Source organism: Trichococcus ilyis (genome assembly GCF_900109135.1).
Taxonomy (GTDB): Bacteria; Bacillota; Bacilli; order Lactobacillales; family Aerococcaceae; genus Trichococcus; species Trichococcus ilyis.
Genome location: NZ_FNYT01000034.1, coordinates 1 through 12,945, shown reverse-complemented (window position 1 = coordinate 12,945; position 12,945 = coordinate 1). Strand labels below are relative to the sequence as shown.

Genomic DNA, 12,945 nt, shown 5'->3' with positions numbered 1-12,945 from the left:
CTAGTTTCGCAATCAGAACATCGTTTTGTCAAGCACTTATTTTTTTACTATGCATTTTTTCAAGAAAGGGCTTTTATGATGGACAACAAACCGACGACTCGTTTCATCAATATCATCATGACGGGGTTATTCATCCTCATCGCGATAACCTTCATCACCATTGCGGGCAGCTTTTACGCCGTCGAACAGAATGCGATCAGGAGCGGCCAGGAGCAGCTGATGCAGACTTTGAATTATGTGACGAACAATCTGAGGCTCGTCATCGAAAACCGTTCCCTATCGCTTCAGCAGTTTTCCGAAGAACTTGCTTTCAAGGACCTTCCGGAAGATCCACTCGCCGCAGCCGAAAAAGAAGGAATCATCGCCGCTTACCTTGGTTCCCATGAAGATCAAACAAACCTGCTGATCCAACTTGACGCTGAGGGTATTTTTTCGGCAGCTTGGGTGACCGAAGGCGGGACCACTCAAATACTTGCCGAAGAAACCGCCTTGACCTACCTGCAGGCTGACCCAAGCTTTGGATCCTTATTCGACGGTGACCCGCTCCTCCAAAACAGCAGCGAATACTTTTTGGATAACCAATCTTTCGTCAATCTGTATACCCCAATCGTTGCCGCCAATGGCCAAGTCACGGGGTACCTTGTCGCACCGCTGAACCTCGAAAATATGTTCAAGGCGGAAATATTCAGCGACACAAGCGCCTACAGCGGCTATCCTTTGGTGAAGAATGCCGATATGGAAGTCGTCATCCATCCAGTCGAAAGCCAAGTCGGCCTCGACATCATTTCCGACCGCCAGAAGCAATTCCCGGATCTGGATCTTTCCGATCTGAGGCGCTTGGAGGAAGCCCAGCTCACGCAAGCGGAAGGGACGCTCAGCTATTACTCCTACTGGTGGGATGAAGAGAATCCGACCAAAGTCCTTAAGTTGGGCGCCTTCAAGTGGATAGACATCGGCGCAGCCCATTGGGTGATCGCCCTGAACTCGGATTTCTATGAACACAACCGGGTCCCTATACAAAACAATTATATCCTATTGAGCCTATTATTGCTGATTTCTGCCATCGTCCTCATTTTTGTCCTGCTGATCAGGGGTTACAACAAGAAAAATCAGGCCTACGAAGAAAGCCAACGCTTCATCGAAAAACAAAAATTCGAAAACGAACGGCATCAGTTGGAAAAAAGGATACTGAAGGAAAACAAACTTGAATCGATCGGTCTCTTGACGACGACCATCGTGCACGACATGAACAATTTCCTGACCCCAATTCTGGGAAATGCCCAGCTGTTGATGGAAGAATATGCCGAAAACGACGAATTGGTCAGCGAACTGAAAGAAATTTACCATGCAGCCGAAAAAGGCAAGGAGCTTTCCACCAATGTGCTGCGTTTTTCAAAAGTCAGCGAAGGCCAGCAGGACAAGTCGAACGACCTCTCCCAAGTACTGAAGGATACGTTATCCGAAATCACGATACTGACGCCAAAAGGCATCACGTTGGAAAATATGATCACTCCTGACTTGTCCGTTGAAGGTTTTGACAAACAAGATCTGCAGGTTGTCCTGTACAACCTGATGACAAATGCCTTCCAGGCGATCGGCAACAATCCCGGCAAAGTCAAAATCAGGCTTGAAAAAGCACTACCGCCATACAACACCGAGCTGCAAAAGCGTTCCGTCGTGACCCGAGAAAAACAATACGCGGTCCTGTCCATCACGGATGATGGCCCGGGAATCGCCGAAGGACTGGAAAATGAAAATCTGTTCGATCCGTTCTTCACTACGAAGGGCAGCAAAGGCTCCGGCTTGGGATTATTCGTGGTGTCTTCGATAGCCGACAAATATGACTGGCAAATCAAACTCGATAGAGCCCAAAAAGGGTTAACAGTCTCCGTGAGCATTCCCCTGCTTCCAAAAGAATAAATCATCAAATGAAAACCAACAGCACTATCCCTGCTTCGAAGGGGATAATACTGTTGGTTTTTTCTGATTATAGGGAGCGGATGATTTGGTCGAACCCGTGAAGTGCTTCATCCGGAAGCGGGAAGTCCGGATTGGCTTGGTTGAACGCCTGCAGGAATTCGATGCGCATCGTCATCCGTTCTTTGACCAGTTTTTTGTAGCTCTCGTCCTCCAGCGGCGGTTCATAGCCGGGCACATCCAAGTATGCCAAGCCGGTCCCGTCCCCGAAAGGTTTGAAGGCGGCCGTCTCTTCGACGATGCTCTCGATTACGCCGAGTGTGACGTCTTTGGTGATGTCCTTGTCCAGGAACGCACCCGTGTTGATTATATAGCAGTCGACTGCCTCTTTGCTCAGCAAAGCTTTGAAGTCTTCGTAATCCTCGATCAACGGATAGACGCGGAATGGATTGGCGTAAGGTTCGATGACCAAGCGATCCCGGTCTTCGCCCTTTCTTGCCGTTTCCGCAGTCGACCGTTTTGTTGCCAAGGTTGCTCCGAAAGTGGCGGCAAGGATCGGATCCTCGATTTTGACCAGCGGCGGCAATGAATCATCCTTCATGATCCAATAAACGCCTTCAATCGGTGAATGGAATTTGTCCACTCGGTCCGGTGTCACGTAGCGGGATTTGACGGTGCGGCCATTGCCGTTGCGGATGTCTTCCGTCACCAGGACACGTTTTCCGTCAACGTCCTTCGTCACGCCGACGTTCTGTGCGGTCAGGAAATATTCCTGCTCCGGATGGTCTGCCGGATAGTCCTGGGTTTTGTCGAAGTAGGCCGGTTCCAAAGCGATCGATGATCCGTCAAGCAGATCGATGATGAATGCATCGTCATGCAATACCTTCACTTTGTATTTTCCGTTGTGCTTCGAATGCGTCAGCGTCGATTTGCCCGAACCGGACAAGCCGAAGAACGCAAAGACGCGCTTTTTGTCTTTAAGCACAAATTTCTTCAGTCCGCCGTGGCAGGAAGCGAAGCCGTTGCGGTGCGCGGTGCCCCAGGCCAACGACAGCGTGCCTTTTTTGAATTCCCCGAAATACTGCATGCCCAAAATGCAGGCGACGTTGTGGTCGGGTTCAAAGTAAGCAAGTCCCAGCGGATAATCGGGATGGCGCCAATCCGGATCCGTGTAGATGTAGATATCCCCTTCTGCATATTTCTTTGAATGCGTGTACAATTCGTTGTACGTGTCATTGGCCCACTGGAAGTTCAGCAGCCAGGAATACAGATTGTTTTCGTTGCCTTCCGGAAAGGCGATGTGCGCTTTGATGATGAAATCTTCGTCCAAGCCGACATAGCCTGTAGTCTGGTGGTATTTCTTCGTGCGGTTCTGGTAGATGACTTCACGGACCAGCGCCATCAGCTGCTCGTCTTCCGCTTTGTCCTCGCCTACGATCCGTCTTGCTTTAGCGGTCCGTCCGACTATTTTGCCGCCGTTTTCGACCAGCACTTTGGCATCCTCCGGCAGGCCCAACTTTTCCGTCTCTTTGATGGGAAGATCGGTCACGATGACCCCTGGGGATGTTTTCGCCAACTCATAGGCTTCGGCAAGCGTTTTCACTTCATGCATATTGCTGCCATAGAAAGCAGTTTCGACTGTCGTGCGTAATTTGGTTAACAATGGATTGGTTTTCTTCAATGCGGCTCTTTGGTACGTTTCGATTGTTGCCATATGCGACCTCCGTAATTTTGATGACTTCATTATAGTATGCTTTTCTGTATTTGTGCCGATTACGAGGTGTACTTATGATGTCCTTCACATTTAGAACATAAAAAAAACACTTCCCTGGTGCATTGGGCTTCGGTCGCCATTTCAGTGTTTTTTCTCTGTACTATGTTTGAGAGTACACAAAAGAAACACCACAGCCTTAAAACTTAATGCTACTATATATTCAACTAAACAAGTAACAACGGAGGGACAAACCATGCTTACCGTAGCCGAAGCAGTCAAAATACTCAGCAAAAAAAATATCACCCATTCAGAAGAAATGGTGCGCAGATGGATCCGCAAAGGAAAAATCAAGGATGCCGTAAAATTCAGCAATAAAGAGGGGTGGTTGATCCCTGAAGATTCATTGGAAGAAGTCATCGCAGCCAAAACCTACATGAACAGCGGCATCAAATCCACCAAGGAATACCGCAAAGGTTATCAGGATGCCTTGGCGTACATAAAGGAACGGGATTACGAGCTCATCAAACAATCCCCTCCCGTTTATGAGAAAGAATTCACGATTTACCGGGAGGATGCTTTGGACTTGGCAGAGGATATGCTGCCGGAAGAACAGTTGGTCAATCCTTTCAAAAAATTTGTGGACGATACTCTGTTCAAGTGCAGCCATGCCGAACCGCTGTCTTCCATCGTCGTGAAAGTGCTGAACAATTGGGTACTCGTTGAAGATACAAACGATATCTACAATATCGCAAAACTGCCGAACCTGAACGTGACTATCGAAGATCACCTGACGCGCGCATTGTTGCGGGATCAGTTCAACACATTCAAGAGAACGGGCTTGGCGATCTGATGAATCACGGGAGAACTCTGGATTCTCCGCACACAACTGCGGGGAAGGATCCGCGGACCAAGGCACGCCGATCATAGTCGGCCTAAACTCCGACTATGATCGGCTCAGCGGAAAACACAATCCAGATTGTTGGCCGAACTCCGGCGAAGCCACCGCTCGCCGGAGAAGAACGACGCAGCCCCCCAACAATGGAGGTTGGTCGTAGAGACAATTACCGGACAGAAGACAAAAACGGGCAGCCTCAATGGGAGGGCTGCCCGTTTTTGTCTTCTGTGCTGTTCATCGCAAGCGGAACATCGCAATATTCCGATCAGTTTTTCTTAAGCCTGTCCTTCGCACGCTCAAATTCCTCTTCCGTAATGATCCCTTCGGCCAATATTTCTTTTAGGCAGTTTATTTCTGCAGTCAGATGATTTGTCCACTCGTCTGCTGCCGGATCAATGCTGTCCGTCGGCATTTCGAACGTCCATCCTTCAAACTTCATCCTCAAAGGTTTCTTTTGCATTTTCGTATATTGGATGCTGAATACGTCCTCTTTGTGCTTGGCACCCGCACCTGCTTTGGACGTGATCATATATATTTTTGCATCCGTCACCAGCACATACTTATCCTGGGCTTCTTTCCGGCCGAAATGAAGGTACTCTTCACTGGTGCAGTGACGTTCGGCTAATTGCAGAATAACCTCTTGGCACGTTACGGACACGACTGTTTTTTCCCCAATCTTAACCATATGAACACTCCTTTATGCTTAATCCCCCGGAACCATCCAACCATTGATTTTATCGGCCGCCAGCTGCACGTTGCCTATGCCGGGCGCCGAAATCCTATACCTCCATTATCGCATCCGGAACATTAAAAGTGCTGTTCTTCCGGTGTTCTTCGGCAAGTATTTCATCTCTGGGCTCTGACACAGAAATCAAAAAAACAGTAGCACAGCAGACCGGGGAAAGGCCTCTGCACTACTGTTCAACTTGAATTTTTCATGGCTGCAACAATTGATTTCAAGTTACCCGAAGACGATCTGCACTTGTGCAAAACATTTTCCGCCGGCTCATCTCCGCTATGACTGCGGTCAAAAGCTCCAAACGCGAAAAAATCGAATCCAGCTCGACATATTCATGATCGGTATGGAAGGCGCCGCCGATCAACCCGATGCTGCAGACCGTCGGAACTCCGACGCTGGTCGTGAAGTTGGCATCGGATACACCGCCCGATTTTTTGAACGAAATGACCGTGTCCATCTGCTTGCCGACATCCTCGAAGACGCTCCGCAAAGCTTTCGCTCCCGGCACATCAACCATCGGCGGACGCCTGCCGATCACTGCGATGTCGATGCCGATTTCCTTTTCGGCTGCATGAATCTGCAGATCCTCCAGCATGTCCAAAAAGGCTGTGACATCAATAGGATTTGAGTACCGATAGTCCAATTCCATCTGGGCATGCTCGGGGACGACATTCGGCACCGTGCCTCCCTGGATAGTGCCCGCATTCACCGATACGCCGGCATCATGATCGATTAAGGTATTTAATTGCACGATCCAATAAGCCAGTTCGTTGATGGCGCTGCGCCCTTCTTCCGGAGCATCCCCGGCATGGGATGGGCGGCCCTTGAAATGGATCTTCAGTTTCTCGATGCCTTTCCTCTCCTTGATCATCGATCCATCAGCCGCGCTCGGCTCCATGACGAAGGCGAACTTGGCCATTTTCGCTTTTTCGATGATCACTTCACGGGAATAAAAGGAACTGATTTCCTCATCCGGATTGTGGATCACGCAGATATTGAGGCTTCGCTTCAGTTCTGCTGGCAAGTTTTCCATCAGGTAAGCCGTCAGCAGGCTGCAGCCTTTCATGTCATAGACGCCAGGCCCGTATAGCCGCTCGCCTTTTATCGTGAAAGGCCTTCTGCTTGCTTCCCCATCCAGGAACACCGTATCCGTGTGGCCGATGAAGAGCAGATCGATGGGCTCGTCCGGCGCATTCGTAGCCACCAAGACCGGACCCACCTCCGGACCGACCGAAACCAACTCGGTCTGAAAGCCTTGCTGCCTATATTTTTCTTCCAAGAACGCCGCCACTTTTCCTGTGCCTGCAGGATTTCTGCTGCCGCTGTCGATATTGACGATCGTCTCCAATTCACGCAAATACTGATTCCTGTCGAAGCCCATTTCCATTCCCCCTTGGCGAAAATTATAGCACCCAACGTTGACTAAAATATACTGTTTTCTTTATTTGGGTTCAAATTTTCTATATCAGACGGTAGGTTTTTTTCGGGACGGCACAAGTCCGAAGCAGACCAGCCCCACGAACACAGCAACGGCTACCGAAGCTGTACCCGTCCACATGATTGCCATGATCGATGCACTTTCCACTACGATTCTGCCGATGACGAACTGCAACGTACCGACCAGGAAACTGATGAACGTCAGCGAATAGATTTTGCCTCTGATGTCCATTATATTTTCAATTGTTTTTTCCATTCTTGACTCCTTTGTGTGCCTATTTGGCTTGTCGGCAACCCTGATTTGACAGGATGATTTTATGACCTTCGAGCCACACGAAGTCAAGGCGTTATTTTCCTGATGGTAATTATCCGCTTTCACAGCTTTTTCCCAAGTGCGAATTGTTCCGTTTGTGTGTTTCCTGTTGCAATATTAGCGGTTTTTAGTAAAGTTGAAAATAAATATTGTGATGGTCAATCCAAGCCTGTATAATTAAATGTAAGTTAACGTTTACACGTGTTTGTCAGCTTGGATTCCCTCCAATCCGGCAAACAGCAATTTTCATATCCTGTTTTCATTGCTCATTTTCAACACTATCAGATTGGGGGACACTAATGATACAAAAAAGACAGCCTACTATGAGTGGCGCAGAGGAACTCTCCGAGCGGCTGAAATACGGTTTATTGGCCGGCTTCGCCATCTTGATGGCCAGCGTGGCCTTCTTGTTCAACAGCCCTAGGGAAATTTATGAAGGTAACCTCACAATCCTAGCCTCACCGGCTAACCTGCTAACGGATTATATGGCCTTGACGAACGTCGGAGCGGCATTATTCAACGTTTCCTTGATGACACTGCAGGCCATCTGGATCGTCAAAATGGCGGATGCCAAAATCAACGGTCCAGTCATAGCCGGCATTTTGACGATTGCGGGCTTCGCCTTTTTCGGCAAAAATTTATTCAACTCCATGCCGATCAGCATCGGAGCCTTCACTTATGCAAGAGTTACAAAAATACCGATGCATAAATCCTTGCTGGCTGCCCTCTTCGGGACCGCATTGGCGCCGTTGGTCAGCGAACTCTCCTTCAGCCTTGGCATCGGTCAACCCTATGGTGTGTTTCTGGGGCTGGGCGCCGGATTCATTTCCGGCTTCCTGATCCCCCCACTGGCGCATCATTTCGTTACTTTCACTAGAGGATTCAGCCTCTATAACGTCGGCTTCACCTGCGGCATCATCGGGACCGTCTTCATCTCTTTGATGCGCAACTTCGGCTTCGAGATCGAAACGGCAAGCATCCTTGCCAGCGGCTACAATGCCCCCTTTTCATTGTTGCTTTATTCCCTGTTCAGCAGCATGTTCTTGCTTGGTTTGTGGCTGAACGGCTGGAGCTTCAACGGCATGAAACGGATCATGCGCCACTCCGGCCAATTGTCCACTGATTATCTGGAACTGGGCGGCCTGGGTGCAACGCTGATCAACATGTCTCTGCTTGGATTCTTGGCTACAACATATATTCTTTTGATGGGCGGCGAAATAAACGGGCCGGTCTTGGGCGGCATCTTCACCATCATCGGCTTTGGAGCCTTCGGGAAAAACATCAAGAATGTCCTGCCGATCCTGATCGGGGTCACTCTGATGGGCCGGCTCAACTATCAGGACAACCAGTCCACCATCGTTCTGATTTCAGCCCTGTTCGGAACAACCTTGGCCCCGTTGGCCGGCCGCTACGGGAACATAGCGGGCATCATCGCCGGTGCCATGCATTTGACCTTGGTCATGAACATCGGCTATTTGCACGGCGGCGTCAACCTTTACAACAATGGCTTTTCGGGCGGACTAGTCGCTTCGATTCTGGTGCCCATTCTGGAAGCCTTCCATCTTCACCGGGCCAACCAACGCGCTTTGCGTGGAGGAGTCGATCCGGCCGATGAAGTTGAAGTCGAGCATACCAATTAACAGAGGTTAGTCAGCCTGATTTTTCAACAGACGAAAGCGATGCCTTGAACGGATTTTGACAATTCGTTCAAGGCATCGCTTTTTAGATGAACAGACGGATCGCCGCAATGCCCGTCATGGCCATAATGATGCGTTTGTACCACAACTCATTGATTTTCCTGACGAAGGTGATGCCCATCCAACTGCCGAAGGAGATGAAGGGGATCATCAGCAGCATGTACCGGATTGTCCCCCAAGTGACGGTCCCCCACATGAAAATGTGGAAAGGCAGTTTCACGACATTCATCAGCAGGAAAAACCAGGCAGTCGTTCCGATCATCTTGTTCTTGCTGATGTCCTGCGACAGCAAATAGACGTTGAAGATGGGGCCGGCCGCATTTCCGACCATCGAAGAAAAGCCACTGACAGCCCCGACCATCCAGTGGAAGATCCGATTTTTCGGGAGCGCCAAAACTCTTTTCGCCACTTCCCGGTAGACCAACAGCCCCAAACAAACCAATACGACAACACCCAACAAGGCTTTGAACTGCCTGTCATCGAGAAAATTGCCGGTAACAGCTCCAATGACGATGCCGATTACGGCTGCAGGCAAAAGTTTCAGGACGTCACTGAATTTCCCTTGTTTTCCGTATTGAAAAATGGCGATCAGATCGCCCAGCATCAGCATCGGCAGCATGATTCCGGCTGACGCCTTCCCGCCGAAAATGATCGCAACAAGAGCCACAGCCGGGATTGTGGCGCCCTGTATGCCTGTTTTGGAAAAACCGATGATGATTGCCGCAATGATCAGCATCATCCATTCTATCCCGTTCAAACCCAACATACTGTAATCACCTCCCGTAATTCCTTTTATTCTACCGATAATCCAAAAAAATGACAATGACTCAAAGTCCACAAACCAGAAACAGCTTAGCATATTGAAAAAAGTGCGTGTTAATTGGGTTTGGCAAGCATCCAAACCTCGCATTAATCTGCGAAAAGTGTTAAAATGTAACCAAAGACGAATGCCCACAAAGGCTACCTCACCCCACCTTCGCTCATCTTTGAGCTTGCTTCCCTCCCCAAAATCGCAACCGCCTTCAAAATCAATTTCCTGGCAAATATATAGGTCTGTTTGAGCGCTGAATGACTTTTTGGAAGATGTTTTGTTCTGCTTCCCGAACAGCCTCAGCAAACTTTTCCCTGTATATTTTTTTAGACCCCCACTCTTTTTGCGCCCGAAAATCAAAAAAATTCTGTAAAGGGTGTGATCCCACATGATCGTCAACCGCAACACAATCAGGGAACAAAACGAGACCATCGTTTTGACAGCAATCATCAATCATCCGAACACTTCACGGGCTGCCATCTCTCATGATTCCGGACTCAATAAGGCTACCGTATCTGAAATTGTCAAAAAACTGCTCAAGGAAAAGTTGGTTGTCGAACTCGGTACAGGTCAAAGTTCCGTCGTCGGCGGAAGAAAACCGGTGTTATTGAAGGTGAATGCGAACGGCGGATACGCGATGAGTTTGACAATTACACAAACAAAGATTTCCTCTCTCGTCTGCAATCTGCAAGGCAAGATCATCGCCCAGTACGATTTGGTCAGAAAAGTGGAAGCCAGCAACATCATCGACAGCATTGAAGAGATCGTGCTGCACCACAGGAAAACCCTCAACAAGACGCCATTTGGCTTCGTGGGCATTGTTGTATCCATAGACGGTTTCGTCCATGAAGACGAGATAGTATCCTCAACCAACAAAATGTTGGAACATCTGACCGCCCAGCATCTGGAGAGCGATGCCATCGACTGCCCGATTTATCTGGAGAACCAAAACAATCTGACGGTGATTGCTGAAGCGGTATTCGCACACTCGCCGGGAAACATCATCAGCATCGACTTGGATGAAGGCATCGGTTCCGGAATTTTGCTGCAGAACCGGTTATTCCGCAGCAAACACAGCCTGGCCGGTAATCTGGGGCACACGATTCTCTATCCGTTCGGGAAGGATTGTGACTGCGGGAAGCAAGGCTGCCTGAACCAGTATTGCTCGACGGCTGCTTTGGTTGCGGAAATCAGGGACATGAAGAAGGATCCCGCACTTCAGTTGGCCGATCTGATTACGTTGTACAAAGCCGGCGATGAAGAAGCCAAAAGCGTAGTGGAGCATCTTATACAGCACATGAGCATCGCAATCAGCAACGTTGTCAGCCTGCTTGATCCGGAAAAAGTCTATTTGAACGGAGAGCTTTTCCGCGCCGTGCCGGAATGTGTGACAGCAATCCAAACGGAATTGAACCGAAAAACAGATCAAAACGTTCCGGTCAGTTTGTCCACACTCGGGAAAAACGGCGTGCTTTTGGGTGGCATTGCCTTGGCACTCCAGCATTTCTTCCAGGTCCCACTGCTGCAACTGCATTTTGATGATTGAATTTTTGGACGATTCAAAAAAATCCTCGAAAAGCTCAGTCTCTCTCCGGAGGCCGGTACAAATCCCCGGCCTCTTTTTTTGACACTCTCTTGCTTTTTGTTGATTAGTAATATAATATTTTAGATGCAGAGACATGTATTCGATTTCATGAAACGACATTCCGGATTATGGGATGCCTTTTTGTTATTCGGAAAATCCGACACGGATCCTATCTGCTTATTTTTTTATTTGATGTAGAGAGGAACTTTGCTATGACTTTACGCCACTATTTATCCTTTTTATCCGCGGCCTGCTTGATTATGGCCATGTACATTGCCGGCAATGCGGTCGGTTTCTTCGTTGAGCCCATCACCGCGGAGTTGGGCTTCACACGCAGTGCCTTTTCGCTTTACATGAGCTTGTCCACTTTGACCGGTGTTTTCGTCCTTCCCCTGATCGGACAATTTCTTCCTAAATTTGGCGCAAAACGGTTATTGGCCGGAGGCGGAATCTGGGTATCGCTAGGATTCGTTTGGTTGGCATTCGCAACCCGTCTGTGGCATTTTTATTTAGGGGGCATCTTCCTCGGCCTGCTCATGATGCCGATTACGATGTTTTTAGCTATATTGTTGATCAATAATTGGTTCTCTGCGAAAAAAGGATTGATGATGGGCTTGTTGAACGCTTCCGGTGGTCTGGCAGGAGCCATCGTTTCGATGATCATGCCGACATTTTTGGATAATTTCGGTTGGCGGATGGGTTATTTTCTGATTGCTGGCCTCTTCGCGCTCTTGACTGTCCCGAACAGCCTTTTTTTGTTGGTCGAGAACCCGGACAGTATCGGATTGACCGCCTATGGTGATGGACTCCCTACCCAAACCGAAAACAATGAACCTGTAAATGATTTGTCCATAACCTATGAAGATGCCAAAAAGATGAAACCGTTTTACATCCTGTTCATAGGCATTTTCCTTTCCGCTTTCGGAGGCGGCATGATGCAGCACTTGCCTGCACACTTCAGTGGCATGAACTTCACATCCGGACAGGTCGGCACATTGTTTTCGCTTGTCATGGCCGGCATGATCATAGCCAACATTTCGGTGGGGGCCATCAACGACAAAATCGATTCGACCATCACCATCACGGCTGTGGTACTCTGCATGGTGATCGCTTTGTTCTTCCTTGCGACCACGCGCTCTTTCCTGGCCTTGTCGGTCGTCATGTTCGTCTTGGCATTCGGTCTCGGCGGTCCCGCAGTGTTGACCCCGTTGGTCGTGAGTGAAGTCTTCGGGATAGGCGATTATCCGCGTATCTGGTCTATCCTTGGCATGGCGCCCTCCATCGGAGTGTCCATCTCCGGTCCGCTTTGGGGAGCTGTTTATGACATGAGCGGATCATATGCAATCGGGATGTACGCGATGATGGGCCTGACCCTCGTCTACGGGATCTGTTATCTTTTCGCATTGAAAATGGGGCCATTAAGAAGCCCTGTAAAGGTAACCGGCATCTGAAAAAAAAAGAGAGCGGGACAGAACGCGTTTAGCTCCGGACCACTGGAGCGAACAAGCGCAGAATGGTTGCAGGCCATTCGAGCATTGTTCGTGAAGTGGAGCCAGGGGCTGCGTTCTGTCCCGCGTTTACGCACACTATGTTCGGATGCACAAACATACTAAGATTAGTAGTACAAACCACGGCCATGGTTTGTGCTACTATTTTTTTGTAGTAGAAGTGAAGGTAAGCCGACCAGCCTCTGGGACCAATTAGAGTCCGTATCACAAACCGGCTCATTTCACACCCTTATGTGAATCAGTTTAGTATGTTGGGTCCAAGAGACCGTGTATAAGAAAATGGAATCGATAAGGAGCTGTGAGATCTTCTATAATGGCTTAAAAAGGAG

General features: G+C 49.0%; 10 protein-coding genes. 5 read left to right on the top strand and 5 right to left on the bottom strand.

Annotated features, from left to right (window positions below; translation table 11 throughout):
• Positions 1-75 precede the first annotated feature (75 nt).
• Complete coding sequence (locus tag BMX58_RS12725) at positions 76-1,920, top strand: ATP-binding protein (protein WP_084254038.1); 1,845 nt, start codon at positions 76-78, stop codon at positions 1,918-1,920.
• Positions 1,921-1,987: 67 nt separating this feature from the next.
• On the opposite strand, the gene BMX58_RS12720 is transcribed toward BMX58_RS12725, so the two are convergent.
• Entirely contained in the window at positions 1,988-3,631 is a 1,644-nt protein-coding gene (locus BMX58_RS12720) for a phosphoenolpyruvate carboxykinase (ATP) (RefSeq protein WP_068624815.1), read from the bottom strand.
• 253 nt (positions 3,632-3,884) lie between these two features.
• Here BMX58_RS12720 and BMX58_RS12715 point away from each other — a divergent pair, with 253 nt between their 5' ends.
• Positions 3,885-4,481: a helix-turn-helix domain-containing protein gene (locus BMX58_RS12715; RefSeq protein ID WP_068624813.1), complete on the top strand. Its 597-nt coding sequence runs from the start codon at positions 3,885-3,887 to the stop codon at positions 4,479-4,481.
• A gap of 310 nt (positions 4,482-4,791) precedes the next feature.
• Here the strand turns inward: BMX58_RS12715 and BMX58_RS12710 are convergent, their stop codons facing one another.
• The 3 genes from BMX58_RS12710 to BMX58_RS12700 form a co-directional block, all read right to left on the bottom strand.
• On the bottom strand, positions 4,792-5,211 hold the full coding sequence (locus BMX58_RS12710) for an SHOCT domain-containing protein (protein WP_068624812.1): 420 nt from the start codon (positions 5,209-5,211) through the stop codon (positions 4,792-4,794).
• A 271-nt stretch (positions 5,212-5,482) separates the two neighbouring features.
• Positions 5,483-6,646, bottom strand: coding sequence for a M20 family metallopeptidase (locus BMX58_RS12705; protein ID WP_068624810.1), 1,164 nt, complete (start codon positions 6,644-6,646; stop codon positions 5,483-5,485).
• Positions 6,647-6,730: 84 nt separating this feature from the next.
• Positions 6,731-6,958 carry a hypothetical protein gene (locus tag BMX58_RS12700; RefSeq protein ID WP_068624808.1) on the bottom strand — a complete coding sequence of 76 codons (228 nt, stop codon included), beginning with the start codon at positions 6,956-6,958 and terminating at the stop codon, positions 6,731-6,733.
• 356 nt (positions 6,959-7,314) lie between these two features.
• On the opposite strand from BMX58_RS12700, the gene BMX58_RS12695 reads away from it, so the two are divergent.
• A complete protein-coding gene (locus BMX58_RS12695) occupies positions 7,315-8,655 on the top strand; it encodes a DUF1576 domain-containing protein (protein ID WP_068624807.1) in 1,341 nt (446 codons plus the stop codon).
• A gap of 82 nt (positions 8,656-8,737) precedes the next feature.
• On the opposite strand, the gene BMX58_RS14760 is transcribed toward BMX58_RS12695, so the two are convergent.
• Positions 8,738-9,478 (bottom strand): sulfite exporter TauE/SafE family protein, encoded by a 741-nt coding sequence (locus BMX58_RS14760; protein ID WP_068624805.1) that lies wholly within the window; start codon positions 9,476-9,478, stop codon positions 8,738-8,740.
• Between the two features lie 433 nt (positions 9,479-9,911).
• On the opposite strand from BMX58_RS14760, the gene BMX58_RS12685 reads away from it, so the two are divergent.
• Complete coding sequence (locus tag BMX58_RS12685; protein ID WP_068624803.1) at positions 9,912-11,069, top strand: ROK family transcriptional regulator; 1,158 nt, start codon at positions 9,912-9,914, stop codon at positions 11,067-11,069.
• 251 nt (positions 11,070-11,320) lie between these two features.
• Positions 11,321-12,559, top strand: a complete 1,239-nt coding sequence (locus BMX58_RS12680; RefSeq protein ID WP_068624801.1) for an MFS transporter — start codon at positions 11,321-11,323, stop codon at positions 12,557-12,559.
• Positions 12,560-12,945 lie beyond the last annotated feature (386 nt).